General features: G+C 63.2%; 31 protein-coding genes. 16 read left to right on the top strand and 15 right to left on the bottom strand.

Annotated elements, in window-relative coordinates; genetic code table 11:
* Positions 1–251 precede the first annotated feature (251 nt).
* Positions 252–1,916: a Na/Pi cotransporter family protein gene (locus NKJ04_RS20920; protein ID WP_352677279.1), complete on the bottom strand. Its 1,665-nt coding sequence runs from the start codon at positions 1,914–1,916 to the stop codon at positions 252–254.
* 387 nt (positions 1,917–2,303) lie between these two features.
* On the opposite strand from NKJ04_RS20920, the gene NKJ04_RS20915 reads away from it, so the two are divergent.
* From NKJ04_RS20915 to NKJ04_RS20885, 7 genes are all read left to right on the top strand, one after another.
* Positions 2,304–2,684 (top strand): RcnB family protein, encoded by a 381-nt coding sequence (locus NKJ04_RS20915; protein WP_352677278.1) that lies wholly within the window; start codon positions 2,304–2,306, stop codon positions 2,682–2,684.
* A 136-nt stretch (positions 2,685–2,820) separates the two neighbouring features.
* Complete coding sequence (gene dnaG, locus NKJ04_RS20910; protein ID WP_352677277.1) at positions 2,821–4,755, top strand: DNA primase; 1,935 nt, start codon at positions 2,821–2,823, stop codon at positions 4,753–4,755.
* Positions 4,756–5,178: 423 nt separating this feature from the next.
* On the top strand, positions 5,179–7,200 hold the full coding sequence (gene rpoD, locus NKJ04_RS20905) for an RNA polymerase sigma factor RpoD (RefSeq protein WP_224701125.1): 2,022 nt from the start codon (positions 5,179–5,181) through the stop codon (positions 7,198–7,200).
* Positions 7,201–7,381: 181 nt separating this feature from the next.
* Positions 7,382–7,675 carry a GYD domain-containing protein gene (locus NKJ04_RS20900; protein ID WP_352555748.1) on the top strand — a complete coding sequence of 98 codons (294 nt, stop codon included), beginning with the start codon at positions 7,382–7,384 and terminating at the stop codon, positions 7,673–7,675.
* Positions 7,676–7,781: 106 nt separating this feature from the next.
* A complete protein-coding gene (locus NKJ04_RS20895) occupies positions 7,782–8,051 on the top strand; it encodes a putative hemolysin (RefSeq protein ID WP_352555750.1) in 270 nt (89 codons plus the stop codon).
* A gap of 26 nt (positions 8,052–8,077) precedes the next feature.
* Complete coding sequence (locus tag NKJ04_RS20890) at positions 8,078–9,142, top strand: DMT family transporter (protein ID WP_352677276.1); 1,065 nt, start codon at positions 8,078–8,080, stop codon at positions 9,140–9,142.
* Positions 9,143–9,511 carry a thiol-disulfide oxidoreductase DCC family protein gene (locus NKJ04_RS20885; RefSeq protein ID WP_023809664.1) on the top strand — a complete coding sequence of 123 codons (369 nt, stop codon included), beginning with the start codon at positions 9,143–9,145 and terminating at the stop codon, positions 9,509–9,511. It begins immediately after the preceding gene.
* A gap of 67 nt (positions 9,512–9,578) precedes the next feature.
* Here NKJ04_RS20885 and NKJ04_RS20880 read toward each other — a convergent pair whose 3' ends face one another.
* Positions 9,579–9,836, bottom strand: a complete 258-nt coding sequence (locus tag NKJ04_RS20880) for a DUF2798 domain-containing protein (protein WP_023809663.1) — start codon at positions 9,834–9,836, stop codon at positions 9,579–9,581.
* Between the two features lie 271 nt (positions 9,837–10,107).
* On the opposite strand from NKJ04_RS20880, the gene NKJ04_RS20875 reads away from it, so the two are divergent.
* Both NKJ04_RS20875 and NKJ04_RS20870 read left to right on the top strand, forming a co-directional pair.
* Complete coding sequence (locus tag NKJ04_RS20875; protein ID WP_128305486.1) at positions 10,108–10,809, top strand: PadR family transcriptional regulator; 702 nt, start codon at positions 10,108–10,110, stop codon at positions 10,807–10,809.
* A 112-nt stretch (positions 10,810–10,921) separates the two neighbouring features.
* On the top strand, positions 10,922–11,221 hold the full coding sequence (locus NKJ04_RS20870; protein WP_127268097.1) for an HlyU family transcriptional regulator: 300 nt from the start codon (positions 10,922–10,924) through the stop codon (positions 11,219–11,221).
* An 88-nt stretch (positions 11,222–11,309) separates the two neighbouring features.
* On the opposite strand, the gene NKJ04_RS20865 is transcribed toward NKJ04_RS20870, so the two are convergent.
* The 6 genes from NKJ04_RS20865 to NKJ04_RS20840 form a co-directional block, all read right to left on the bottom strand.
* Positions 11,310–11,519: a hypothetical protein gene (locus tag NKJ04_RS20865; protein ID WP_023809661.1), complete on the bottom strand. Its 210-nt coding sequence runs from the start codon at positions 11,517–11,519 to the stop codon at positions 11,310–11,312.
* A gap of 93 nt (positions 11,520–11,612) precedes the next feature.
* Entirely contained in the window at positions 11,613–12,236 is a 624-nt protein-coding gene (locus NKJ04_RS20860; RefSeq protein ID WP_128305484.1) for an outer-membrane lipoprotein carrier protein LolA, read from the bottom strand.
* Positions 12,237–12,285: 49 nt separating this feature from the next.
* Positions 12,286–12,549 carry a YMGG-like glycine zipper-containing protein gene (locus NKJ04_RS20855; protein ID WP_127297410.1) on the bottom strand — a complete coding sequence of 88 codons (264 nt, stop codon included), beginning with the start codon at positions 12,547–12,549 and terminating at the stop codon, positions 12,286–12,288.
* A gap of 116 nt (positions 12,550–12,665) precedes the next feature.
* On the bottom strand, positions 12,666–13,001 hold the full coding sequence (locus NKJ04_RS20850; protein ID WP_352677275.1) for a hypothetical protein: 336 nt from the start codon (positions 12,999–13,001) through the stop codon (positions 12,666–12,668).
* Positions 13,002–13,371: 370 nt separating this feature from the next.
* Positions 13,372–14,574 carry an MFS transporter gene (locus NKJ04_RS20845; RefSeq protein WP_352677274.1) on the bottom strand — a complete coding sequence of 401 codons (1,203 nt, stop codon included), beginning with the start codon at positions 14,572–14,574 and terminating at the stop codon, positions 13,372–13,374.
* A gap of 126 nt (positions 14,575–14,700) precedes the next feature.
* Positions 14,701–15,159, bottom strand: coding sequence for an Lrp/AsnC family transcriptional regulator (locus NKJ04_RS20840; protein ID WP_352677273.1), 459 nt, complete (start codon positions 15,157–15,159; stop codon positions 14,701–14,703).
* A gap of 173 nt (positions 15,160–15,332) precedes the next feature.
* Between NKJ04_RS20840 and NKJ04_RS20835 the strand changes: the two genes are divergently transcribed.
* On the top strand, positions 15,333–16,067 hold the full coding sequence (locus tag NKJ04_RS20835) for an AzlC family ABC transporter permease (RefSeq protein WP_352677272.1): 735 nt from the start codon (positions 15,333–15,335) through the stop codon (positions 16,065–16,067).
* Positions 16,064–16,363, top strand: coding sequence for an AzlD family protein (locus NKJ04_RS20830; protein ID WP_352677271.1), 300 nt, complete (start codon positions 16,064–16,066; stop codon positions 16,361–16,363). The genes NKJ04_RS20835 and NKJ04_RS20830 overlap by 4 nt, the downstream gene beginning before the upstream one ends.
* 56 nt (positions 16,364–16,419) lie before the next feature.
* Here the strand turns inward: NKJ04_RS20830 and NKJ04_RS20825 are convergent, their stop codons facing one another.
* Positions 16,420–17,055, bottom strand: coding sequence for an FMN-dependent NADH-azoreductase (locus NKJ04_RS20825; protein ID WP_023809654.1), 636 nt, complete (start codon positions 17,053–17,055; stop codon positions 16,420–16,422).
* 111 nt (positions 17,056–17,166) lie between these two features.
* Between NKJ04_RS20825 and NKJ04_RS20820 the strand changes: the two genes are divergently transcribed.
* Positions 17,167–18,117 carry a LysR family transcriptional regulator gene (locus NKJ04_RS20820; protein WP_352613124.1) on the top strand — a complete coding sequence of 317 codons (951 nt, stop codon included), beginning with the start codon at positions 17,167–17,169 and terminating at the stop codon, positions 18,115–18,117.
* Here the strand turns inward: NKJ04_RS20820 and NKJ04_RS20815 are convergent.
* Positions 18,056–18,676 carry a TetR/AcrR family transcriptional regulator gene (locus tag NKJ04_RS20815; RefSeq protein WP_352677270.1) on the bottom strand — a complete coding sequence of 207 codons (621 nt, stop codon included), beginning with the start codon at positions 18,674–18,676 and terminating at the stop codon, positions 18,056–18,058. The genes NKJ04_RS20820 and NKJ04_RS20815 overlap by 62 nt on opposite strands.
* A gap of 66 nt (positions 18,677–18,742) precedes the next feature.
* Between NKJ04_RS20815 and NKJ04_RS20810 the strand changes: the two genes are divergently transcribed.
* The gene (locus tag NKJ04_RS20810) at positions 18,743–19,168 is read left to right on the top strand and encodes a VOC family protein (RefSeq protein ID WP_352677269.1); all 426 of its coding nucleotides are present in this window, start codon (positions 18,743–18,745) and stop codon (positions 19,166–19,168) included.
* A gap of 6 nt (positions 19,169–19,174) precedes the next feature.
* Here the strand turns inward: NKJ04_RS20810 and NKJ04_RS20805 are convergent, their stop codons facing one another.
* A complete protein-coding gene (locus tag NKJ04_RS20805) occupies positions 19,175–20,125 on the bottom strand; it encodes a S1C family serine protease (RefSeq protein WP_023809650.1) in 951 nt (316 codons plus the stop codon).
* A 168-nt stretch (positions 20,126–20,293) separates the two neighbouring features.
* Between NKJ04_RS20805 and NKJ04_RS20800 the strand changes: the two genes are divergently transcribed.
* Together NKJ04_RS20800 and NKJ04_RS20795 are read left to right on the top strand one after the other, a co-directional pair.
* A complete protein-coding gene (locus tag NKJ04_RS20800; RefSeq protein ID WP_352440466.1) occupies positions 20,294–21,166 on the top strand; it encodes a S1C family serine protease in 873 nt (290 codons plus the stop codon).
* Positions 21,167–21,174: 8 nt separating this feature from the next.
* Positions 21,175–21,810, top strand: coding sequence for a helix-turn-helix transcriptional regulator (locus NKJ04_RS20795; protein ID WP_352440467.1), 636 nt, complete (start codon positions 21,175–21,177; stop codon positions 21,808–21,810).
* Positions 21,811–21,816: 6 nt separating this feature from the next.
* On the opposite strand, the gene NKJ04_RS20790 is transcribed toward NKJ04_RS20795, so the two are convergent.
* Positions 21,817–22,206 (bottom strand): type II toxin-antitoxin system VapC family toxin, encoded by a 390-nt coding sequence (locus tag NKJ04_RS20790; protein ID WP_352555774.1) that lies wholly within the window; start codon positions 22,204–22,206, stop codon positions 21,817–21,819.
* On the bottom strand, positions 22,203–22,469 hold the full coding sequence (locus NKJ04_RS20785) for a type II toxin-antitoxin system VapB family antitoxin (RefSeq protein WP_352677268.1): 267 nt from the start codon (positions 22,467–22,469) through the stop codon (positions 22,203–22,205). The genes NKJ04_RS20790 and NKJ04_RS20785 overlap by 4 nt, the downstream gene beginning before the upstream one ends.
* Positions 22,470–22,648: 179 nt before the next feature.
* On the opposite strand from NKJ04_RS20785, the gene NKJ04_RS20780 reads away from it, so the two are divergent.
* Positions 22,649–23,515 (top strand): SDR family oxidoreductase, encoded by an 867-nt coding sequence (locus NKJ04_RS20780; RefSeq protein ID WP_023809645.1) that lies wholly within the window; start codon positions 22,649–22,651, stop codon positions 23,513–23,515.
* A 124-nt stretch (positions 23,516–23,639) separates the two neighbouring features.
* On the opposite strand, the gene NKJ04_RS20775 is transcribed toward NKJ04_RS20780, so the two are convergent.
* Both NKJ04_RS20775 and NKJ04_RS20770 read right to left on the bottom strand, forming a co-directional pair.
* Positions 23,640–24,155: a TIGR00645 family protein gene (locus NKJ04_RS20775; protein ID WP_023809644.1), complete on the bottom strand. Its 516-nt coding sequence runs from the start codon at positions 24,153–24,155 to the stop codon at positions 23,640–23,642.
* Between the two features lie 305 nt (positions 24,156–24,460).
* On the bottom strand, positions 24,461–26,229 hold a 1,769-nt coding region (locus tag NKJ04_RS20770; protein ID WP_352677267.1), incomplete at its 5' end, for an OmpA family protein.

Raw genomic sequence — 26,229 nt, 5'->3', positions numbered from 1 at the left:
TTGGCGCTGGTTTAGCTTTTCTTCATCGGGGCGCGGCGATGAAGCGCCGATCTCCCTCCTTGTGGGGGAGATGGCCGGCAGGCCAGAGGGGGGCGCTGTCCCGCCAGCCTTTCAAACTTCCCGCTCGACTGAAGCCGGGTGACAAATCAAGCAAATCAAAGGGCGGTATATCAATGGCCGCGCTCTACGGCGCCCCTCTCTGTCCTGCCGGACATCTCCCCCACGAGGGGGGAGATCGGCAGTTCAACGCCTCAGCTCGCCTTCAGCCGCGACCCGGTGAGCAGGCCGCGCTCTTCGAGCACCGGATAGGCCATCGAGGCCAGCAGCGAATTGATCTGCTTCAGGTCGCGGATGGTGTCGAGATGGATCGAGCTGGTCTCGACGCTCTTGGCGGTGCCGTCGCGCAGCCGCACGAAATGGCTGGCGCTGGTTTCCTTCTCGCGGTCACGCAGCTGGTCCTTTTCCAGCACCAACTGGCGGGCAGTCTCGGGATCGCGCGACACCAGCACATTGAAGGCAAGCCGCGCATTGGCCAGCACCGAGCCATGGAAGGCGCACAGCTCGCTCCAGCCCTCGTCGGTGAATTCCAGCCCGCGCTCGAACTTCTTCTTCACATGCACCAGCATGTTGCGCACGATGATGTCGCCGACCTGCTCCAGCTTGACGCAGGCGCCGATCAGCTCCTGGCAGCGCAGCGCCTCGTCTTCGGTCAGCGGATTCCTGGTCAACTTGGCGAGGTAGAGCTTGATCGCCGCGTGCCTGCGGTCGACGCGGTCGTCGAGTGCGGCCAGCGCTTTGATCTTGTCGGCATCGGCACTTTCATAGAGCTCGATGATGCGCTTGAGCATGATCTCGATCGTCTCGCAGACCCGCACCACCTCGCGGGTGGCATTGGCCAGCGCCTGGCTCGGCACGTCGAGCGCGCTTTCGTTGAGCGCGGACAGTTCGACGACGTCAAGCGAGGCGGCCGGCACGGGCTTGGTGCCAAGTGCGACGATCTTCTCCGAGGCGCGGTAGACGAACCCTGCCAGCGGCAGGCCGGCGAGCAGGATCAGCACGTTGAACAGGATGTGGGCATTGACGATCTGGTCCGCCGCCGTCGAACCGAGAAAGGCGAAGTGCGGTCTGAAGATCATGACCAGGATCAGCATGACAAGCGAGCCAAGCCCGCGCATCAGGAGATTGCCGATCGGCACGACGCGCACTTCGGGGCTCGACGAGCGGGTCAGCATCGGCGCGATGATCGAGGATCCGAGATTGACGCCGAGGATAAGAACGACGCCGAGTTCGGGCGTGATCAGGCCGCGGCCTGCCAGCGTCGCCATCAACAGCACCGCCGCGATGCTCGACTGGAACAGCCAGGTGATCAGCGCCGCCAGCAGATAGGCGGTGATGGAATCGGTCGAGAAGTAGTTGATGATGACCGGCATGAGCTGGCTGTTGCGCAGCGGCTCAGACGCCTGGCCGATCATCTCCAGCGACAGGATCAAAAGGCCGATGCCGACCAGAATGCGGCCGGTCTGGCGCCAGTCGCGCCGCTCGGTGGCCATGAACATGACCGTGCCGGTGATCAGGCACAGCGGCACCAGCAAGGTGAGGTCGAAGGTCAGCAGCTTGACCACCAGCGCAGAGCCGATCTCGGCGCCGCGCACTGCCAATTGGCCCGCGGCGCCCGAGACGATGCCAGAGCCGGCGAAGGAGCCGACCAGCAGCGTGACGGCTGTGGAACTCTGCAGGGCGATGGCAAGGCCGGTGCCGGCCAGCACCGCCATGATCGGATTGCGCATGGTGGCGCGCAGGCGATGGCGCAGCACGTCGCCATAGGCGCGTTCAACGCCGGTCTTCACCATGCGGGTGGCAAACAGCATCAGCGCCACGGCGCCGGCCAGATGCAGAAGGACGACGGACCCGCTCATTTCGCCCCCCGCATGCAAACAGGATGCGCGTCCTGTTTGGCGTGGCGATCAGAAGGGAAAACGAGGGTACGAATCATGTTCATGGCGGTGACTTATAATAACTCGAATATTTTAGCCGGATAATAAAATCTTGTCGATTTCAAGGGCCGTTGCAGCGCGACGGGCGGTGTCGGAAAATGGACGGACGCGCAAATGGTTGCATTGCGGGGCGGGCTCGAAGCAACGGATAGGCAGAGTTAGCAGCGCGACCGGCTCCTGCCTTTGCGATTATGTTCAGCTCTATTGGGTAAATAAAGGAAATCATTACACAATTGTAATGCAGGCGTTCAGCTTCGGTTCATCGGTGGCCCGCTATTCCTCTGGCATCGACAACCAAGGAGACTTCTTTTGAAACGCATTGTCCTTTCCGCACTCGCTTTCTCGATGCTGGCCGCTACGTCGCTCACCGGCCAAGCCGCACCGCTGAATGCACCGAACGCTCCGCAGTCGAATTACAGCCGGGTCGACTGGCAAAAGCCCACCAACAGGGATGTCAAGAAGCGCTTCATCCAGAAGCGCGTCATCCATAAGAAGGTCATCGTGAAGCGCAACAACTGGCGCAACGGCCATAAATATTCAGGCTGGAGACAGCACCAGCCGATCCGCGACTACGGCCGCTACGGCCTGCATCGTCCCGGCCGCGGCCAGGAATGGATCCGCGTCGGCAACGACTATGTGTTGGTCGGTGTGCTCTCCGGCGTCATTTTCGGCGCGCTTGCCGCGCATTAAGCGGTCCCCAGGCGGATATTGGAAAGAGGCGGCCCGCAACGGCCGCCTCTTTTGCCTGTGGAAACCGGGTATGGCCCGCATTAAGGGTCGTCGGATTTCGCGGGTATGATTATATAATCGGGAAACGAGTTCCCCGATGCGCTTTCCACCCGCCTTCCTCGACGAGATACGCGACCGCGTGCCGATTTCATCGGTTATCGGCCAGCGCGTTGCGTGGGACAGGAAGAAAACCAACGCGCCGCGCGGCGACTATTGGGCCTGTTGTCCGTTCCACGGCGAGAAGAGCCCCTCCTTCCACTGCGAGGACAAAAAGGGCCGCTACCATTGTTTCGGTTGCTCGGTCTCGGGCGATCATTTCAAGTTCCTCACCGAACTCGACGGGATGAGCTTTCCCGAAGCGGTCGAAAAGATCGCCGATATGGCCGGCGTGCCGATGCCGGTTCGCGATGCGCAGGAGGAGCGGCGCGAAAAGGAACGCGCCAGCCTGACCGACGTCATGGAGATTGCGACCGCCTTCTTCCAGGAACGGCTGCAGGGGCCGGAAGGCGCCAAAGCCCGCGCCTATCTCAGAGACCGCGGGCTGACGCCGGCGACGCAGCAATCGTTCCGGCTCGGTTTTGCGCCCGACAGCCGCAATGCGCTGAAGGAGCATCTCGCCGCCAAGGGCGTGCCCAAGGCCGACATCGAGGCTTGTGGACTGGTGCGCCACGGCGACGACATCCCGGTTTCCTATGACTGGTTCCGCGACCGCATCATGTTCCCGATTCCGGATTCCCGGGGCAAGATCATCGCGTTCGGCGGCCGTGCGCTGCAGCCGGACGCGCTGGCCAAATACATGAACTCGCCTGACACCGAACTCTTCCACAAGGGCAATGTGCTCTATAATTTCGCCCGCGCCCGCAAGGCCTTGGCCAAGGGCGGGACGGTCATCGCCGTCGAAGGCTATATGGACGTCATCGCACTGGCGCAGGCCGGCTTCGAGAACGTCGTGGCGCCGCTCGGCACCGCGCTTACCGAGAACCAGCTCGAACTGCTCTGGCGCATGGCGCCGGAGCCGATGCTGTGCTTCGACGGCGACAAGGCCGGGCTGAAGGCAGCGTGGCGGGCCGCCGATATGGCGCTGCCGTCTGTGCAGGCCGGGCGCTCGGCGCGCTTCGCGCTGCTGCCGGAAGGCAAGGATCCCGATGATCTGGTCAAGGCCGAAGGACCGGATGCGTTTCGTCGCGTTCTGGCCGAGGCGCGGCCGCTGGTCGACCTTTTATGGATGCGTGAGACGGCGGGCGGCGTCTTCGATACGCCGGAGCGGCGGGCCGAGCTCGAGAAGACGCTGCGCGAACTGACCAGCCGCATCCGCGACGAAAGCCTGCGCTACCACTACCAGCAGGAGATGCGCGAGCGTGTGCTGAGCTTCTTCGGCTCGCAGCGCGGCACCAGGCAAAGTCGGCAAGACTGGAAACAGGGCCAAGGCAAGACGGCCGCGCCCGGCGGGCAGTTCGCCAAGGCCGGCAGCGGCCGCATGGCGATCACCGAAAGCCTCGGCCAGTCGGCTTTGGTCAAACGCGGCGGCGAAGGGATGTCGGTGCGCGAGGCGACGATCATCGTCGCATTGGTCAACCATCCGGCGCTGATCGACGAGAATTTCGCTCATATCGAGTTCCTCGATCTCGCCAACTCCGATCTGAGGCGGCTGCATGGAGCGATTCTCGACGCGATGGCGCACGACATGGCCAATGACCGGCAGGCGGTGATTGCGACGATCGAACGCGCCGGCTGCGCCGAGATCTGGGAGCGGGCCGTCGGGCTGATCCGGCGGATGCGGCAATGGCCGGCGCTGGAGACCGCCGCCCTTGAAGATGCCCGCGATGCTTTCAGCCAGGCGCTGCACTTGCAGCGCAGCGCGCGCACCTTACATAAGGAGCTGAAACAGGCGGAAGCGGCGCTCGCCACCGATCCCACAGACGAAAACTATCGGCATCTGATCGAAATTCAGGCGCAATTCCAGGATGTGCAGGCCACGGAAGCGCTAATCGAAGGGTTTGGCGTCTCCTCGGGCAGGGCGGGGCGAGCTTAGTTGGAAGCGAGTGAATTGAGAAAGCGTCGTTGCGCGTCCAAATGGCGCGTAACGGGCTAAGTCGGGTAATTGATTCGCTTTTTTCATGCGAATCATGCGAGAGGCGCTTGACCTTCTGGCAGATTGGCGGAATCAGGACGATTCGAAACGTTAACCCGAACCCGCGTCGACGGGAAATAAGCGATGTGAGGTACTGGTCACTGGACAGGCAGCCCGCCTGCCACAGATATCAGGGTTAATCTGGACTTAATGCATGTCGCCCAAAAGGGGAAACCCGATTTGGGCAACGACATACACCAAACGAAACGAGTTGATGCAGTTACTGGCCCGGTGAAGCGCGTTTCATAAGCGAGCGCATCCGATTTGACTGGTCCGACAGCTTACGCGGCTTTGAAGTTCGGCCGCTAGGAGAAGATAAAGACTATGGCGACAAAGGAAAAGGAAGAGGTCGAAACCGAACGCGAAGGCGCCACCGATGGCCCTCTGCTCGACCTTTCCGATGATGCTGTCAAGAAGATGATCAAGGCCGCCAAGAAGCGCGGCTATGTCACCATGGACGAGCTGAATTCGGTGCTGCCCTCGGAGGAAGTGACCTCCGAGCAGATCGAGGACACGATGGCGATGCTGTCCGACATGGGCATCAACGTGGTCGAGGACGACGAGCAGGGCGAGGAGCCCGAGGCCACCGACACCGCGGCCGATGCCGAGGAAGACGCCAACGAGCTGGCCGAGCAGACCGGCACCGCGGTCGCCGCCACCACCACCAAGAAAGAACCGACCGATCGCACCGACGATCCGGTGCGCATGTATCTGCGCGAGATGGGCTCGGTGGAGCTCTTGTCGCGCGAGGGCGAAATTGCCATCGCCAAGCGCATCGAGGCCGGCCGCGAGACGATGATCGCCGGCCTGTGCGAAAGCCCGCTGACTTTCCAGGCCATCATCATCTGGCGCGACGAACTCAACGAATCCAAGATCCTGCTGCGCGAGATCATCGATCTCGAAGCCACCTATGCCGGCCCCGAGGCCAAGCAGGCGCCGGTGGTCGAGCGCGTCGAGGAAGCCAAGGTCGAGGACAAGCCGCGCCGTTCGCGCGAGGACGAAGACGACATCACCAATGTCGGCGCCGATACGCGTGGGCTGACGGACGACGACGACGAAGACGAGGACGAAGCCAGCCTGTCGCTGGCCGCGATGGAAGCGGAACTCCGCCCGCAGGTGATGGAGACGCTCGACGTTATCGCCGACACCTACAAAAAGCTGCGCAAGCTGCAGGACCAGCAGGTCGAGAACAGGCTCGCCGCCGCGGGCACACTGTCGCCCAGCCAGGACCGCCGGCTGAAGGAGCTCAAGGACCAGTTGATCAAGGCGGTGAAGTCGCTGTCGCTCAACACGGCGCGCATCGAGGCGCTGGTCGAGCAGCTCTACGACATCAACAAGCGCCTGGTGCAGAACGAAGGCAAGCTGCTCAGGCTGGCCGAAAGCTACGGCGTGCGCCGCGAAGAGTTCCTGAAGGAATATCAGGGTTCCGAGCTCGACCCGAACTGGACGCGCTCGATCGGCAATCTGACATCGCGCGGCTGGAAGGAATTCACCAAGAACGAGAAGGATGCGATCAAGGACCTGCGCGCCGAGATCCAGAACCTCGCCACCGAAACGGCGATCTCGATCCTGGAATTCCGCAAGATCGTCAACCAGGTGCAGAAGGGCGAGCGCGAAGCGGCGATCGCCAAGAAGGAAATGGTCGAAGCCAATCTGCGCCTCGTCATCTCCATCGCCAAGAAGTACACCAATCGCGGCCTGCAGTTCCTCGACCTGATCCAGGAAGGCAATATCGGCCTGATGAAGGCGGTCGATAAGTTCGAATATCGCCGCGGCTACAAGTTCTCGACCTACGCGACATGGTGGATCCGACAGGCGATCACGCGTTCGATCGCCGATCAGGCGCGTACCATCCGCATTCCGGTGCACATGATCGAGACGATCAACAAGATCGTGCGCACCTCGCGCCAGATGCTGCACGAGATCGGCCGCGAGCCGACGCCGGAGGAACTGGCCGAAAAGCTTGCCATGCCGCTCGAAAAGGTGCGCAAGGTCTTGAAGATCGCCAAGGAGCCGATCTCGCTCGAAACGCCGGTCGGCGACGAGGAGGATTCGCATCTGGGCGATTTCATCGAGGACAAAATGGCGATCCTGCCGATCGACGCGGCGATCCAGGCCAATCTGCGCGAGACCACCACGCGCGTGCTGGCCTCCCTAACGCCGCGCGAGGAGCGTGTGCTCAGAATGCGCTTCGGTATCGGCATGAACACCGACCACACGCTGGAAGAAGTCGGCCAGCAGTTCTCTGTCACCCGCGAGCGCATTCGTCAGATCGAAGCCAAGGCGCTGCGCAAGCTCAAGCACCCGAGCAGGTCGCGCAAGCTGCGCAGCTTCCTGGATAGCTGAGACTTACCGATGCAAAGAGTTCAAGGGCGCCGATGGCGCCCTTTTTTGTTGTGGGACGCACTCTTGCGGGCGAGGCCCTTCGGGAGGATAATTTCGGTGTCGGATGCATTTTCTGGGCGACAACCCGGATGCCCGCCCCGGCGAAGCCGCCGTGCTCCGTGGCCCCGGAGGGAGGTGTGCCATGACAAGCTACATCGTGCTGATGAACTGGACGGAGCAAGGTGCCAGGAACGTACGCGAGTCACCGAAGCGGCTCGACGCCGCCAGGAGGCAACTGGGAGACATGGGCGGATCGTTCAAGGGGTTCTACCTGACCATGGGCGAATACGATATGGTGGCTGTGGTCGAAGCCCCCGACGACGCGGTGCTGGCGCGCTTCTCGCTGATGCTGGCGGCAGCGGGCAATGTCAGGACGCGGACGCTGAAGGCCTTTCCCGAATTAGCCTACCGCGAGATCATCACCTCGCTCGGGTGAAGGAATCGGCAGGGTTTCTCGAAGTCGCTGGTTGGTGCCGGCCTGGTGGCGCTTTGCCGCAAGACGGGGCGCTTCGCCGTGATAGAATGCGGCCGGGGAGATCGCGATGAAGAAGGTTTCGATATTGGTCGCCAGCTTTGCCGCTTTGTCGTCGCTGCCGTTTTCCGCCGGCGCCGGCGCGCAAAAACCGGTCGGCATGGCCAATCCGGCGTCCGTCCATTGTGGCGAGATCGGCGGGCGCCTGGTGATCAGGAAGGACAAGGCCGGTAATGAATATGGATTCTGCGGCTTGCCCAATGGGCGCCTTTGCGAGGAGTGGGCGCTGTTTCGCGACAACAAGTGCGTCGGGCCGAAGGCTGCCATGCGCCGCAAGTGACACACCTGCCATCATAGGGTGAGATCATGTCCGAACCGCATTCCCATTCGCATCTGTGGCCCGGCGTGCCACTCGCGCTTGGCTCGGCCGCCCTGTTCGGGGCGGCGCCGCCGCTCAGCAAGCTGCTGCTCAATGGCGTCAATCCCTTCATGCTGGCCGGGCTGCTCTATCTCGGTGCCGGTCTCGGGCTGGCTCTGTACCGCCTGCTTCGGGGCAGGCAGGCCGCGGCCGGGGAGGCGCAACTGACCGCTGGGAATATTCCCTGGCTGGCGCTGGCGATCGGCATGGGCGGCATCATCGCGCCGGTGCTGCTGATGTTCGGCTTGACCCTCAACACGGCGTCCAGTTCGGCGCTGCTGCTCAACCTGGAAGGGCTGGCGACGATGGCGATCGCCTGGCTCGTCTATCGCGAGAATGTCGACCGGCGCCTGCTTTTCGGCGCGTTCGCCATTCTGGCGGGCGCCGTTCTTCTGTCGTGGCAAGGTGAGGGCGTAGCCTTCAACCGTGGCGCCCTGCTGGTGGCAGGAGCTTGTCTGGCCTGGGGGATCGACAACAATTTCACGCGCAGGATCTCCGCCACCGATCCGGTGGTGATCGCCATGCTCAAAGGGCTGGTGGCGGGTGTCGTCAATGTCGGGCTGGCGCTTGCCGGCGGGGCCTTGTTTCCCCGGGCGTCGGTCATTGCAGCGACCGCGGCAGTCGGTTTCTTCGGCATTGGGGTCAGCCTGGTGATGTTCATCGTGGCGCTGCGTCATCTGGGTACCGCCCGGACAGGGGCCTATTACTCGCTCGCTCCCTTCATCGGCGCGCTGCTGGCAATCGCCATCCTGGGTGACGCCGTCACGCTCAAGCTTGCGGCCGCCGGACTTCTGATGGGTGTTGGCCTGTGGCTGCATCTGTCGGAGCGCCATGAGCATGAGCACGACCATGAGGAACTGGAGCATGAGCACAGCCATGTGCATGACGAACACCACCAGCACCATCATGACGGGCCGGTAAGCGAGCCGCATTCTCATTGGCACCGGCATGCCCCAATGCGACACCGGCATCCGCATTATCCCGACCTGCACCACAGGCATGGCCACGGATAAATGCTGACCGTCTGGTACAACACGCGCTGCCCGGTCTGCGATGCCGGCATAAGCAGGCAGAAGCGGCGGCTGATCGAAGCGGTCAAGGCCGGGCGGATCGAGTTCCGAGACATCAATTTTGAACCGGCAGCGCTTGCCGGGCATGGCGCGTCGCTTGAGGATATCCGCCGCCGGCTGCACGCCACCGACGTGGCGGGCAGGCTGCTGGTCGGCGCCGACGTTGCCATCGCCGTGTGGAAGGTCACGCCGGGCGAGGGCTGGCTGGCGATGGTGTTCGGCAATCCGGTTGTCTTGCCGCTGACACGCTTTGCCTATGATCGTTTCGCCGACCTTCTCTATGCCTGGAACCGGCGCAAGGGTCGCTGGTAGCGCTTCGTGATTAATGACCAGAAGCGCAAAGGTCCGGAGGACATCTCCGGACCTTTTTTCGTGCGAGTTATCGGCTGGCCGGCTCGCAGAGCGCGCCGACGATGCGGCGTACCACCGGCAGCACCAGCAGCAGCGTCGGAAACGCCACCAGCCAGGACAGCCCCCAGGCGGTCAGCCAGATGGACGGCAGCTCGGGGTGGAAGCCAAGGCTTTTCAACGTCGAGATGAACGAGACGATGAAGGTCATCAACAGCGACAGCACCAGCGGGCTAAGAACAGCGGCATAGCGCGCAGGCAGCTTCCTGCGCTGATGTCTTGCAGTCATTTTGAGAGTTCCCTGAAGTATCCGGTCCGTCGCTTTTGGCATCCATTCGCCGGTGACCGGCAAAATTGCCCGGAAAGACCGGGGTTGGATGCGTTGCTTGACGTCAGACGCTTACGGAGCAGCCGAGGCGCTCGCGGGACTTCTAGCGGTACGTTCCGGTGAAAGCAAGCCTCTGGCGCCGCATTCAGATACATCGTAAGATATATCTTGACTCTCTCGATTGGCTCGCATAATTAAGATATATCGTAAGATACAACTCAAGGAGCAATCAATGCACAAACATTTTGGGAACAATCATTTCGGCGAGCGCATGTTCATGCACATGGCCGGCAAATTCGGCGGCAAATTTGGTAGCAGAGGGGGCGGCGGTTTTGGCCCGTTCGGGCACGGCGGTCGCGGTGGCGGGCGGGGCGGCCCGGGCGACATGTTCCGCGCCGGGCGCATGTTGGCCGACGGCGACCTCAAGCTGATCACGCTGTCGCTGCTGGCCGAGGCCCCGCGCCACGGCTACGACATCATCAAGGCGTTGGAGGAACGCACCAGCGGCATCTACAGCCCGAGCCCCGGCGTGGTCTACCCGACGCTGACCTTCCTGGAAGAGGCCGGCTATGCCGCCTCCGCCGCCGACGGCAACAAGAAGGTGTTTTCGATCACCGAAGCTGGCCAGGCGCATCTCGCCGACAACCGCGAGATGATCGATGGCGTGCTCGACCATCTCGAGCGCTTCGGCCGTAAAATGGCCAAGGCGCGCGACTGGTTCGGCTGGAACGACGAGAGCGAAGAGGGCGGGCGTCGTGGCGGCCGGGGTGGCCGCGGGGATCGTTCGGAAGCGCGCGACGAATTCCGCGCAGTCCGCCACCGGCTGCGCGCGGCTCTGGGTGACTTCGTCGACGCCCCGGCCGACAAGCAGGCCGAGGCGATCGCCATCCTCGAAGCCGCCGCCGAGGCCCTGGAAGCGCTGTCGCACAAGTAAGCTCGTCCAGCCGACCGGACGCAGCCCTTGCCCGCTGGGCCAAGGACCGATAGTGAAATTCATCCCGCGTCACTCTACATGGTGCGGGATGAATGCTGTTGGAGGAAGCCCGATGTCTTTTCTGAAGCGTCTTTTCGGCGGTGGCGCCAGCGGAGCCGAAACGGCTGGGCCAACGAGCGCAGCGCCGGCCAAGCAGGTCGAGCACAAGGGCTTCCTGATCAGCGCCACGCCCTACAAGGCGGATGGCCAGTACCAGACGTGCGGCGTCGTCTCCAAGGAGATCGACGGCGTGGTGAAGGAACACAAATTCATCCGCGCCGACCGCTTCGCCGGGCTCGACGACGCCGTCGACATCTCGATCAAGAAGGGCATCCAACTGGTCGACGAGCAGGGCGACCGGATTTTTGGGTAGATCACCGCCAGCAGGTCACTGCCTAACCATGCGGGCCTTTGCGCCACGATGGACCTCTCGGTCCGGGTTGACGTACGACCGCCGGCGATCAACTCGTCCTGGTGGGATCAATCGTCATCAGGCGGGTCCTGGCCTCGATCAGATGCCTTCTCGCGGCCCTTATCCGGCCGCACAATGCCAAGTTAAGAGCGACGCCGCCTTCCTCGTCCAGCAAGTCATTCGCGCGCTTCAGAGAGCGCTCGGCTCTCCTTATGCGCAGTCTGGCGTTGGCCGCTTCGATGCTGTGAATTTCAATCATTGTGCCGCGTCCTTTGCGGTTCCGGTCCCTTCATGGACTAAACCGCCGCTGATCCTATTGGTTCCGGCGCTGTGATTATGGCTGCGGTTTCGGCTATTTCGTTGTGGTGTTGAATTCACGGTTTGCCGCATAATCGATAACGAAGGTGCCCTCGGGAGCGCGAACGCCTTGCCTCACATTTGAGATGGTCACCGTCGTGGTAAGTCCCTTCTCGTCGGTGAGGCTCCATCTGCGCAGATCGAGCGATTTTCTGTCGAACACCATGGAGATGTTCGAATTGCCGAAAGCCGATCTGTCGGCCAGCTTGACGGTTACTTGAGCGCCGTCTTCTCTGATGCTTTTGACGCGACTGCCGGAGAAGTCGACCTTGTTGTCGAGCAGCAGCTTAAGCGGCGTCTTCGAGAGAGCATAAAGCCGCGATGTCTTCAGTCTCCTGTTATAAACCACCAGGGATTTGCCATCCGCGATCACGCTGACCCCAGATTGGCCTGCATAGTTGAACCGGATCTTGCCTGGGCGTTGGAGAAAAAACCTGCCGTGTTTTCTTTCCGCTTTCGGGCCTGATTGCACGAAATCCCCTGACATGGATTTCACCGATGAGAAGTGATCGGCAATCGTCTTTGCTTCAACCGGCGCGGCCGAAGCCCCGGCATTCACCGCGGCAACGCCGATAACGGCACACAAGAAACCCAGCAGCTTTTTGATCCGATAGGCCATTTGATTAACCCCCAGCAAACGCGTGATCGAAGGAGATCACGCGTTGAGATCAGTAGCCGTTCGGGCACCGCGCGACGTAAACCCGGCCGTACCGATCGCGATATCTGCACTGGCCGGCTTCGCTGGCGTGGCCGATGACGGCCCCTGCTATCGCACCAACCGCACCGCCAACAACCGCCCCTTCCACAGGGTCTCCGGCCACCGCGGCGCCTACGGCCGCGCCACCCAAGCCGCCGACGGCGGCGCCTTGTTCGGTACGGGAGCACGCCGAGAGCGGAATGAGCAGGCTCAAAATGAGCAGCGTCTTTTTCATTGGTTCTCTCCTGGGGCTACTATTAGCCAAAGCTTAAATGCTCAAGAGAGCTTTTCGATCCATCGACCGTTGCCTGCCATTCAAGCCTGGCCGTGGCGGAGCCACGCGCCTTCGGCTCAAATGCCTGCGATCGCCAAAAGCCAGGCCAGGATGTCGAGCAGCAGAAACAGCAGCGCAATCTGCAGCGCCACCCGCAGCCGCTGGATAATTCGCCAGTTGCCGGCCATGTCCGCCTTGATGCGAAGGGCAAGCGCGCGGCGCATGGCCGACATCGTCGTCGGCCTGTCGCCGTCGACATATTGATCAAGCAGCTCTTCCGGATCGAAGCGGAATGTATATTGGTGGTAGGGCCAAAGCATGAAGACGATCAACCCGCCGATGCCGAACAGCAGGGCCACCGCGGTCCAGTCCCAAAGCCCAAGCCCGTTGGAAAGGGCCGCACCGCCGAGCAATGAGTTTGCGAATGCGGTGGCAAAGACAAGGCTGCCGGCGCGTGCTCATGTTCTCCACAAGGGTCTGCTGTTGCGCGAGACCTCTCACCGTTTCCTGATAAATGAACGCAAGACGGCGGATCGTCGTCGGCGACGCCGCTTGTGACAATTCTGTTGCTTTCTCCTCCACTCGGATGTTTCGGCCATAAGGGTGCCCTCAATGGTGTGAACAGGGTGCGAGCTCAGTCGAGATCCCACGGTGCAAATGTTGTCCGTGGACTGCCCCGCGCAAGGGGGGAAAACAGATGAAACAGGAGACAGGATCCGGGGCGGACCGAACGGGCCAGGCTGATTGCAGGCCTGGCCAGCAAGGTTTGGGAAATCCACCCGACTAAGCCGGCTGCAGTTCCCTGCGCGGCAGTGGCGGGAACGCGATGGCGATGCCGACCGCGCCGAGCCCGATAAGAGCCGAGCCGATGAACAGCCAGGAATAGTTGGCGTAGGCGTCGAACACCATGCCGCCGGCAAGCGGTCCCAGCGCCATGCCGAGGCTGGACAGCATGGTGGCGGCGCCGAACACGGTGCCGAGGATGCGCTGGCCGAAATATTCGCGCGCCAGCACCGCATAGAGCGGCATGACACCGCCATAGGTGGCACCGAAGATAACGGCCAGCATGTAGAACTGCTCAAGCTGGCTGATCGACAGATAGGCGGCAATGACGATCGCCTGGATCGCCAGGCCCGCGATCAGCACCGGCTTGACGCCCAGCCTGTCGGCCAGCACGCCGTAGAAGAGCCGGCCGCCGAGGCCTGCCAGGCCTTCGACACTGTAGATCGAGACCGCTGCCATGGGGGCGACGCCGCACAGCATGGCATAGCTGACCATGTGGAAGATCGGCCCGGAATGCGCCGCGCAGCAGGCAAAGAAGGTCAGCCCCAGCACGATGAATTGCGGCGAGCGCAGCGCCTGGCCGACCGTCAGGCCGGCACCTTCGGCAACCGGCGCGGAGCCGGTGTCGACTAAGACGGGCTTCGGCGGCTGGCGCACCAGCAGCACCGCCGGCAACAGCAGCAGCCAGGCGGTAATGCCGATGTCGAACATGGCGGTGCGCCAATCATAGGCGGAGATCAGCCAGCGGGCGAAGGGCGAGATCGTCATCGGCGCCACGCCCATGCCGGCCGAGACCAGTGAGACGGCAAGGCTGCGGTTGGTGTCGAACCAGCCTGTGGTCAGCGCGATCATCGGCGCGAAAAAGGCGCTTGCCGCGAGACCGACCAGCACGCCATAGGTGACCTGGAAGCTCAGCAGCGAACCGGCGCGGCTGGCCAGCACCAGCGCCAGCCCGAGCAGCACCGCGCCGATCATCACGACGATGCGGGCGCCAAAACGGTCCGATATCGCGCCCCAGGCGAAGCCACCAAGGCCCATCACCAGGAAGTTGAGCGTCATGGCGCTGGAAATGCCGGCGCGCGACCAGTTGGTGTCGATCGCCATCGGCTCGAGGAAGATCGCCAGCGAAAACATCGTCCCGATGGCGACACAGGACATCAGCGCGCCAGCGGCGACGATGACCCAACGATAGGAAAGGCTCATTCTAATCTCCCATGCCTAAGGGCAGCACTGCGCGCTGCTTGCACCCGAAGGACGCCGGCACCGGGTTCGATCCTACAATCCGGTTGCATTTTTTATCCAGTTTGACGTGACGCCGTTTTCAGCAGCTCAGATCGGCAGTTCCGACGTGTATTTGATCGTCTGGCTGGGGACGTCGGTCTTGACGTTCTGCACGCCCTTGATGCGGCTCAGATGCTCCGACTGGAAGCGGCGGTAATCGTCGATGCCGGCCGCCACCACGCGCACCATGGCGTCGCAATCGCCGAGCATCAGGTAGCACTCCATCACCTGCGGCAGCTTGGCGACTTCGGTGGCGAAATGCTCGATCGTGTCCTCATCCTGCGTTTTCAGCCAGATGCGGGTGAAGAAGGTGAGGCCCTTGCCGATGCTGCCGGGGTTCAGCACTGCGACGTAGCGGTCGATGACACCGGCCTCCTCCAGCAGCTTCACGCGCCGCAGGCAAGGCGAGGGCGACAGGCCGACCTCTTTGGCCAGATCGTTGTTGGCCATGCGGCCGTCGCGCTGCAGCGCCCGCAAGATCCGCTTGTCAATCTCATCAAGTTTCATGGCTCTGGATTCCATCTATTTATGGCTTTGTAGCGCCAAATGCCAAATTCTGATGAAACACAACAATCTTCGCAACCAAATTGTGAGCCGGTGCCGCTATGTTTGCGGCCGACATCACAAGAGTCCAGAAGCAACCCGGGAGCGGCGGCCGCGAGGCGCGCCAGGGGAGACGCATGAGCATTTCACAGGCAGTCGAGGCGGCGGGCAATGGTTCGGGATCCGAGTTCCGCCGTGGCGTGGCGTCCTGCGCGCCGGTGCTGTTCGGCACCATCCCCTATGCGCTGGTGCTTGGCGCCCAGGCCACGCAGAAAGGCTTAAGCACGGTCGAACTGTCTGCCATGACAGGGCTGAACTTCGCCGGCGGCTCGGAATTCGCGGCGATCCAGTTGTGGACGTCGCCGCCGCACGTCGTGCTCATCGTCGCCATCACCTTCCTGGTCAACAGCCGTCACCTGCTGATGGGTGCGGCACTGGCGCCGTTCCTGCGCCACCTGCCACGACGCAAGGTGTTTCCGGCGCTTTTCTTTATGTGCGATGAAAGCTGGGCGCTGGGCCTGGCCGATGCCAGGCAGCGCACCGCTGCCGGCATCACGCCGGCCTTCAGCCCGCGCTACTATATGGGCGCAGCGCTGGCGATGTATCTCACCTGGGTGGTCTTCACCACGTTGGGCGCTTTGCTCGGTCCGATGCTCGGCGACGTCGGGGCCTATGGTTTCGACATGGCGTTCCCGGCTGTCTTCCTGGTGCTGATGCGCGGCATGTGGACGGGTATGGCGGCGGCGCGACCCTGGCTGGTCAGCCTGGTCGTGGCAGCACTGGTCTATCTCTTCGTTCCCGGTGCCTGGTATGTCGCCGCGGGCGCCATGTCGGGTCTGGTCGCGGCCTGGCTGATGGCGGGTGATGCATGATCGATGCAACGACCCTTTTCACCATCGTGCTGATGGCCGGCGTCACTTACCTGACGCGCATCGGCGGCTATGTCGTCCTGCGCAACCGCATGCTCGGCGCCCGTGCCACGGCTGTGATGGAAGCTGCGCCCGGTTGCGTGCTGATCTCTGTCATCGCACCGGCCTTCGTGTCGAAGTCCCCGGCGGATATTCTGGCGCTGGCTGTTACGCTGGTAGCCGCCACGCGGCTTTCCATGCTCCCGACTGTGCTGATCGGAATCAGCGCCGCTGGTCTGCTAAGGTACCTCATTGGCTAGAAACGAAAAAGGCAGGCGCGCACGCCTGCCTTTCGATGCGGACAAATTTCGGCTCTTTACGCGGCAGCCGCGACACCTTGGCTGGCGGCCACCACGGCATCGACCTTGGCGGTCGCCTTGGCGAGCGCTGCGGTCACCGCGTCAGGACCCATGCCGACGCCTTCGATGCGGATGACATCGACATCGGTCATGCCGAGGAAGCCGAGCACGCCGCGCAGGTAGGGAATGGCGTGATCGAACTGCACGGCCGCACCTTCGGAGTAGATGCCGCCCGAAGCCAGCACGATATAGACCTTCTTGCCGGTGACGAGACCCTTGGGTCCGTTCTCGCCATAGGCAAAGCTCTTGCCGGAACGAGAGATGTGATCGACCCAGGACTTCAGTGTCGAGGAGATGTTAAAGTTGATGAAGCCTGTGGCCAGGATCACCGTGTCGGCGGCAAACAGCTCGTCGAGCACGACATCGGAGACGCCGACGACTTCAGCCTGGCGCGCAGTGCGGGCTTCCGCCGGCACGTAGATGCCGCTGGCGTAGTCGGCATCGATATGCGGCAGCGGGTTGGCGACGAGGTCGCGCACGACGAGCGTGTTCGACGGATCGGCGGCGACGAGCTTTTCAGCGAATTCGGTAGCGATGCGGGTCGAATGCGAGGCGGCGCCCCGCGGGCTTGAGGTGACAAGAAGAATGGACATTTTGGGCTCTCCAGCGGTTGGAATGATTTGTCCCACCAGATATGGGGCTTTCGATCCATTCAATAAACTGGTATATTTTCTATACGATCCATCTATAAGTTAGATATATCGATGCAGCCCAACCCGACGCTCGATCAACTTCAGATCTTTGTGACAGTCGCCGAAGCCGGCAGCTTCTCGGCCGCCGGCCGCAAGCTCAACCGGGCACAGTCCGTGATCAGCTACGGCATCGCCAATCTCGAGGTGCAGCTGGGGCTGAAACTGTTCGAGCGCGAGGGCACGCGCGAGCCGCAATTGACCGAGATCGGCCGGGCGATGCTGGAGGATGCGCGGCGCATGATCGGCGTGCTGCAGCGCATCCGCTCCCGCGTCGACGGCCACCATCAGGGGCTCGAGGCCGAAGTCGCGCTGTCGGTCGATGCGGCGCTGCCGTCGCCGGTGCTGGTGCGGGTGCTGAAGGCATTCGAGGTACAGTTTCCGACCGTGATGCTGCGCCTGCATATCGGCACGCTCGGCCTGATCCCCGATCATGTCGTCAGCGGGCAGGCCGACCTTGGCATTGGCGGCCTGCTGGGCGATGTCGATGTGCATCTCGCGCGCATCGGCTTCATGTCGATCGTGCTGGCCGCCGCGCCCAGCCATCCGCTGGCCCTGCTGCCGAAGCCGGTGGCGATCGAGGATGCGCGCGAACACACGCAGCTTGTCGTCACCGACCAGTCGGAGCGTACCAAGGGGCGCGACTTCGGCGTCTTCGCCTACCGTACCTGGCGGCTGACGGATGTGCGCACCAAGCATATGCTGATGCGCGAGGGGCTGGGCTGGGGCGGGCTGCCGCGCTGGCTGATAGCAGACGACCTGGCGAGTGGCCGGCTGGTCGAAATCGACCTCGAATCCTTCAGGGAGGTGAGTTCGCCGCTGTTTGCCATGCACCGCAACGATCGCAGCCCTAAGCCAGCGGCCGCCTGGCTGATCGACCAGTTCAAGCGCCAGCTCGGCTGCTTCAACGAGTTCGAACCGGGCGAGGTGCCTGAGGAAGAGACAGGCCATCGATCAGCGCCATGAGCACCGCGCGGTAGTCCTGAGCTGACGCACCGGCCTCGATGGCCAGGGCGGCACGGTCGAAGGCGGAACCGAGCAGTGCGGTCAGCGCGTCGGCCGGCAATCTCGTCATCGTTTGCGCCCGCATCGCCGCGACCAGCCCTTCGCGCAGCGAGCGGTTGCCATGGCGGTTGTCGATCGCGTCCATGGCGGCGCGGCCAAGCACGGCCGGGCCGTCGAGCAGCAGCAGGCGCGTGCGGCCTGGCGTGCGCATGGCGGTGAGATAGGCGTCGGAACCGGCAATCAGTGCGTCGCGGGCATTGAGTGATGGCGCCGAGGCGCGCTCGATCTCCTCGGCGACCGCTGCCGCCTCCTGGTCGACCACGGCGGCAAACAGCGCCTGCTTGTCGGCGAAGTGATGGTAAAGCGCGCCGCGCGTGACGCCGGCGGCAGCGGCGATCTCCGGCGTGCCGGTCTCGGCATAGGATTTTTCCGTAAACAGCTTTCGCGCCGCGGCAATCAGGTCGGCGCGCGTCGCCTCGGTACGGTCACGGTTGGAACGACGCGCGGAATCGCGTTGCATACATGCAGCCTGTATGTTAATTCAATTTACATGCAGACTGTATGTTAATTGACGGGAGAAGGAAAGATGAAGACGACGAGCTATTACCCGGTGCTGATGACCGGCGACGTCGCCGGCACGACGGCGTTCTATGTCGAGCATTTCGGCTTCCAGCCGCTGTTTGAAAGCGACTGGTATGTGCATCTGCAATCGGTGGACAACAAACGCGTCAATCTCGGCATCGTCCAGGGCGACCACGAGACCATCCCGAAGGAGGGGCGGGGCCGCACATCGGGCCTGCTGATCAATTTCGAGGTTCGCGACCCGGACGCGGTCTATGAGCGGATCCTTGCCGCCGGCCTGCCGATCCTCCGATCCTTGCGCGACGAGCCCTTCGGCCAGCGCCATTTCATCACCAAAGACCCCAATGGCGTGCTGATCGACGTCATCAAGCCGATTCCGCCGAGCGAGGCGTTTCTAGCGCAGTACGCCGAGGGGGCTGGGGAACGGTGACCGTCCTCAGCCCGCCCTTGCCACCGGCGTCACCGTCACCTGGCTGACGCCGGTGCGGCGCACCACGGTGCATTGTGTCTCGCGGCCGATGCGCTCGGCGTCGAGCACGCGCACCAGGTCGTCGACGCCGGTGACCGGGCGGCCGTCTATTGCGGCGATGATGTCGCCCTCCTTCAAGCCGGCCTTGGCCGCCGGGCCGTCCTTCTCGACGCTGCGCAGGCGAACCGCCGTGCTGGTCGAGACTTGCGACAACAGGGCAGCGCGTCGCGGCAGATTGACGGTGTCGGCCGAGACGCCGATGAAGGCGCGGCGCACGCGGCCGAAGCGGATGATCTCCGAAATGACGAAATTGGCGGTGTTGGAGGCAACCGCGAAGGCGATGCCTTGCGCGCCATGGATCATGGCGGTGTTGACGCCGATGACCTCGCCGGCCGACGACACCAGCGGTCCGCCGGAATTGCCGGGATTGAGCGCTGCGTCGGTCTGGATAACGTCGTCGATCAGTCGGCCGGTGGAGGCGCGCATCGAGCGGCCGAGCGCAGAGACGACGCCCGAGGTGACGGTCCATTCGAAGCCCAGAGGATTGCCGATTGCAATGGCGATCTGGCCGCGCCGCAGCCGCTTGGAATCGCCCAACGGTGCGATATCGGCAAAGCTGCCGTCGGCGCGCACCAGCGCGATGTCGGTGTCGGGATCGCGGCCAAGCACGCGGCCTTCGCGGGAGGCACCGTCCGGCATCGACACGCGCACCGTCCTGGCGTCGCCGACGACGTGGAAATTGGTAACGACCAGCCCGTCCGGTGCAATGACGAAGCCGGAGCCATGGCCGCCCTGACCGCCAACGCGCTCGATGCGGCAGACGGCCGGACCGATGCGGTCGACGGCGTCGGCAACCGTCGTCGAATAGGCGTCGAGCAGCGTATCATCGGTTTGGAATTTGGCGACGGCGAGGGCCATGGGAGGGCTCCGTGTGTTCAGGCTTGATCGTGACTATATGTGCGGAGCGGCTGGAACCGCAGCGACCTGACCAGATGGCCAGTCAAACCGGCAACTAGCCGTCAGGCGAGTACCCGCGGACGCGCTGTCGAGCGATATCTGGGGCATGGATGAACCCAGGAGACCATTATGAGCGATTTCAATCTGAGCGCGTTTTCGCAAGCCGTCGCCGATCTCGCCGCCAAGGCCGCGCCGGCAACGGCTGGCTTCGCCACGCATCATCACCGCACGGCAAGCGCCTTCCACTGGCGTGACGGCTATTTCGTCACCGCTGAAGAGGCTGTCGAGGCCGGCGAGGAGATCGAACTGGTGTTGGCTTCGGGGGAAACGGTGAAGGCCGAGCTGGTTGGCCGCGACCCTTCTACCGGTGTTGCCCTGCTGAAGCCGGCGGAGGCCGTCAGCGCCGCGCCGTTGGCCAAGGCCGATGCGGTGCGGCCGGGCAACATCGCCATTGCCATCGGCAGCAGTGACGGTTCCGCTTTGGCTGTTTCAGGCTCGGTGGGCGAAGTCGGCCCGGCCTGGCGCTCGATGCGCGGCGGCACCATCGACCGGCGCATCAATCTTGCCGTCGGCGCCGGCGGCCGTTTCGAGGGCGGCCCGGTTCTCGACGCCAAGGGTGCGCTGATCGGCATGCTGTTGTTCGGACCGCGCCACCGGGCGCTGGTCATGCCTTACGAGACGATCGAGCGGGCGGTCGCGACCTTGCGCGAAAAGGGCCATGTCGCGCGCGGCTATCTCGGCGCCGGCCTGCATCCGGTACGCGACCGCGACGCGCACGGCGCGATGGTGATGAGTCTCGATGACGATGGTCCCGCGAAGGCCGCCGGTCTCTCTCTTGGCGATATCATCGTGGCGTGGAACGGTGAGGCGGTGCACGGCCCGCGGGACCTGATCCGCAGGCTCGGACCCGACAGTGCCGGCGCTTCGGTGACGCTCGGTGTCGTGCGCGGCGGCGAACAGCGCGATGTCGCGCTGACAATCGGCGAAAAGCCGCTGAGCTGAGAGGATCCATGGACACGCTCACCGGCGACCGGATCATGCATGACGGTGCCGTCTCGCGGCGGCTGGTGGTGCTGATTGCGCTTGGCGATGCGTCACGCGCCGAGCGCCTGGCGGCATCGCTGGCCGCGAGCGATGACCTGCTGCCGGTCGTGGCTGGCGGTGGAAGAGCCGACGTCGCCATCGTTGACGACAGCATTGGTGATGGCGTGCCGGCCCTCATTCCACGGGTGCTGCTGACCGGACGCGCTGGCGGCGAGTGGCCCGCCGGTGAGGTGCTGGCCGTGATGTCCGCTGGCGCGGACGATTTGTTGATCGCCGCGGCGGCGCGGCTGGCCGCGGCCGGCTATCGCGTCTCGGGCGAGCGCGGAAGCGGACGCCATGAGGATTTCCGCGCCGGCGATGGCGAGCCGTTCGAGGAGGAAGCCTCCGACGAGCATGCCGCCCGGCCTTCGCTGTCGCCGCGTGAGGCGGAAGTGTTGGCGCTGCTGGCCGAGGGCGCTCCAAACAAGGTGATCGCGCGGCGGCTCAACATTTCGGTGCACACCGCGAAGTTTCATGTCGCCGCAATCCTGATCAAGCTCGGTGCCGCCAACCGCACCGATGCGATTGCCATTGCGATGCGCCAAGGGCTGGTGCTGGTCTGATCCCGATCACACCGCCGCCTCGATATCGGTGAGGTGGAAATCATCACCCTTGAACAGGAGCGGCATGGCCTCGAGCCGCGCCGTGGCGTAGGCGATGCAGTCACCGAAGTTCAGCGCCGCCGGGTGCCGACCCTTGCCGTAGCGCAGGAAGGCTTGGCGGGCGACAGCTGCATGATCGGCGGTGAAGGCGACGGTCTCGATCGAGGCGGTGTGTAGGAAGCTGTCGAGGCGATCCAGGATTTCATCTTGCTTGCCGCCGGCAAGAACCATCGTCGTTTCAAGAAAAGTTGGCGCGGCCAGCAGGCGTCTCTTGGCCTGCGTGATCGCCAGCACGAAACGTTCGTGACCTGGCTCGGCGCGCAGAATGGCGACCAGGGCCGAGGAATCGATGATCATTTCGTCGGGATTCCGAACTCGTCGTATCCAAGGATTTCCTCGTCGGTCATCGCATTTTCGCGTTTGGGGATTTTTCCGGCGCTGTCGGAGATCGCCATCAACCGCTGAAACAGGTCGCTGGCTTCGTCGCGCGGCACCAGCCGCTCGCGTGCAACCTCGCGCTCGAGACTTTGGCGGATGGCCTCCGTCACCGAGACGCGCCGGCGGCGGGCAAGTTCGCGCGCCAGTTGCTCGACTTCCAGATTCTTGATCGATAGCGCCATTCTATATCATACCTATCCATATAGAATATATACCTAGGCGGTCGATAAATCCAGTAGGTTTGTAGTGCTGGCCAACGACAGCCTCCGCAACGTCACCGTGGCCTCCCGCAGCAAGCTCTTGATGTCCGAGGCCCTCACAGGCAAGGATCGCGCAGCGAGACAATGCAGGCGGAGGGAAAATGTCGCTCAAGGGAAAGACGCTGTTCATCTCGGGCGGGTCGCGCGGCATCGGGCTGGCGATCGCGCTGCGCGCCGCGCGTGACGGCGCCAATGTGACGATCGCGGCCAAGACCGCCGACCCGCATCCGAAGCTGCCGGGCACGATCTATACGGCGGCTGAAGAGATCGAACAGGCCGGCGGCAATGCGCTGCCTGTGCTGTGCGACATCCGTGAGGAGGCACAAGTGGCCGAGGCGGTCGCCAGGACCGTGGAGAAATTCGGCGGTATCGACATCTGCGTCAACAATGCCAGCGCCATCCAACTCACCGGCACGCTCGAGACCGACATGAAGCGCTACGATCTGATGCATCAGATCAACACGCGCGGTACCTTCCTGGTCTCGAAAATGTGCATTCCTCACCTGAAGTTGGCGCAAAATGCTCACATCTTGAATCTGGCGCCGCCGCTCGACATGAAGGCCAAGTGGTTCAGGAATCACGTCGCCTACACGATGGCCAAGTTCGGCATGTCGATGTGCACGCTGGGCATGAGTGCGGAGTTCGCCAAGGACAGCATCGCCGTCAATTCACTGTGGCCGATTTCGACCATCGACACGGCGGCGGTGCGCAATCTGCTCGGGGGCGCGACGGTGGCGGCGATGAGCCGTTTGCCCGACATCATGGCCGACGCCGCGCATGCCATCTTCATGCGCCCCGCGCGCGAGACAACAGGTAATTTCTACATCGACGAGGAGGTGCTGCGCGCCGAGGGCGTCAGCGATTTTTCAGCCTATGCGCCAGGTGCGACCGGGCCTCTGGCCGGCGATTTCTTTGTCCCTGATGAGGTGTTTGCCCGCACGGACAGCAAGATCAAGAGCATCTACTAGATCCGCGTTATTGTGAGCGTCGAGCTAAGCCATCCGCCGTGGCTGAGCCACGGCAAAGCCTCGCGCAAACAAAGCATAGGGCGCCAACCCTGCCGGGATGATTCAAGGTCCGGCAGGCGCTTGCTTACGCCTCATCCTTCTTGCCTTTGCTGAGGCCCATCAGCCGGTCGATATAGGCGAGCATGAGGGCCGAGACGACGAAGGCGAGGTGGATGATGGTCAGCCACATCAACTGGTCGGTCGTGTAGGTCGACGAGTTCAAAAACACCTGCAAAAGGTGGATGGACGAGATGGCGACGATGGTCGAGGCAACCTTGACCTTCAGCGAACCAACATCGATGGTGCCCAGCCAGTGCACGCCACCCTCCTGGTCGTCGAAGCGGCTGACGAAGTTCTCGTAGCCCGAGATGATGACCATCACCACCAGCGAGGCAACCAGCGCGGCATCGATCAGGCCGAGCATCTTGAGGATAGTGTCGGTGTCACCGAGCGTGAACGCCAGGGTAATGAACTCATAAAGCTTCTTGCCGAAGGACAGCGCATAGACGGCCAATGCAAGGGCCAGGCCTATATAGAAAACGACGAGCAGCCAGCGCGACGCGAGGATGATCGATTCGATGGCGAGTTCGAGACGCTTCATAGGATGATTCCGGCTGGTTATCTCTCGGACAATGGCCGTATTCGGCCAGGTCGCCACCGTTTGCAACACAAAAAACCCCGCCGAACAACGTCCGGCGGGGCTTAATGCGTCCCGCTGGAGTCGGGACGGGGCAGGGAACGCCCAGCGCCGAATCTGGGGTGGCTGCGCCCGCGATTCAATGAGCCGTGTCTAATCCCCGAACAATTCTTGTTGAACCCGGCGCGTTGATCCACCCCCGGCAGTGCCGGGGATGGATGCTTCTCGTGCCGATTCCGCAAACCAGGTCATGGTTTTGAAATCATGACCTAATTGTTGCTGGCGACCGGTGCCACCAGCGACGTGATGCGGCGAATGCCAACGCGCCGGTTCTCGCGGTTCGGCGCCGACGTATTGACCTTCAGATACTCCTCGCCATAACCCTGTGTCGTCAGGTTCTCCGGCGGGATGCCGAAGGCGTTGGTGAGCGCTTCCGCCACTGATTCCGCGCGGCGATCGGAAAGGGCCAGGTTAGCCTCCGGTGTGCCGACGGCGTCGGTGTGACCTTCGATCAGGAAGGTCTCGGCCGGGTTCTTCTTCAACAACTTCTCCATTGCGGTGGCGACGCCCTCGAGCTTCTGCACCTCGGTGTCGGAGATCGAGGCCGAGCCGAATTCGAAGTTGAGCGTGTCGAGATCGACGCGCCGTGCGATGTCGCGCACGCGTGCCGAACGTTTGACCTCGTCGATCGAGTAGAGGCGCTGGACCTTCTCCACCGGTGGCTGTTCGAGGAAGGTGTAGTAGTCGTCCGGATCCTGGACATCCTCGGAGTCCAGAATGTACTCCTCGCGCGGGATTGTCAGCCGCATCGGCGGCAGATCATCGCCGGGATCGCGCCAGTCGCTGTCGTCCTCATAGTGCCGCTCATCGACATAGCTCAGCACATATTCGCGTCCATCCGGCGCAATGCGCGAACGCTGGATGACGTCGCCATAGCGGTTGCGGATGGTGACGATCTGGACACCGTTGTCACGCTCGACGATTTCCCGGGTGCGATTGCCCGAGAGATCCTCATAATAGACGTTCCTGGCGCCGCGGGTCATGCGCGGGGCGTCATTGCTCTCGACGAACGTCTGGTTGTTGAACTGCAGGATGACGCGGTCGCCGAGTTCCCTGACGACGTCGACGCCTTTCGGACGCCGGCGGTCGCGGACGTTCTCATCGGGTGCACGCTCTACGCGTGTGCCCTTTTCCTCGGTCACCGGCGCGATCTTCTCGGGCTTGATCTCCTGCTGTGCGGCCCTGTCGTCGGTGGGGGGCGGGCCTTGGTCGATGGGAGCAGCCACCGGCTTGCGGCCCTGATCGCCACCTTGCTGGGCATTTTGCCCGCCATTCTGCTGCTCGCCATCCTGGGGGACGATCTTGTCGCCCTGCTTGCGGCCGCCTCTGCGCTCGGCGTCCTTCTGGCTGTCCAGGATGGGAGCGGCGTTTGGATCGGCCGGTGCTTCGCCTTGCACCGGGTTTTCGCCCTGTACCGGTGCTGCCGTCTGACCATTGGCCGGTTGTTCGCCGGTGGCTGGCTGCTCGGCTGTGGCCGGCTGCTCGCCAACAGGTTTCCTGACACGCTTCTTCGTCGTGTCCTGGGGCTGCTCGCCCTGGGCCGCGGGCTGTTCGCCGGCAGGGGCCGTCGCCTCTCCAGCGGGAGCCTCCTTCGGTGCCGGGGCGACTTCAGGTTGGGCCTGCTGGTCCTGCCTGTTCTTCTTGCGCGGCTTGGCCTGCTCGCCGGGCTGATTGTCGTTGGCCGGTTCCGCCTGGCCGGCCGGCGCCTGCTCGGTTTGCTGCTGGTCGCGTTTCTTCCTGCGCGGCTGCTGTTCCTCGGCTGGAGCGGCCTGTTCGGCCGGCGCCTGCTCGGTCTGCTGCTGCTGGTCGCGCTTCTTCCTGCGCGGCTGCTGTTCCTCGGCGGGTGCTGCCTGTTCGGCCGGCGCCTGCTCGGTCTGCTGCTGCTGGTCGCGCTTCTTCCTGCGCGGCTGCTGTTCCTCGGCTGGAGCGGCCTGTTCGGCCGGCGCCTGCTCGGTCTGCTGCTGCTGGTCGCGCTTCT

It is taken from the genome of Mesorhizobium sp. M0618, from assembly GCF_040320765.1.
GTDB lineage: Bacteria > Pseudomonadota > Alphaproteobacteria > Rhizobiales > Rhizobiaceae > Mesorhizobium.
The sequence above is the reverse complement of the archived record's forward strand: the minus strand, read 5'-3'. Positions and strand labels throughout refer to the sequence as shown.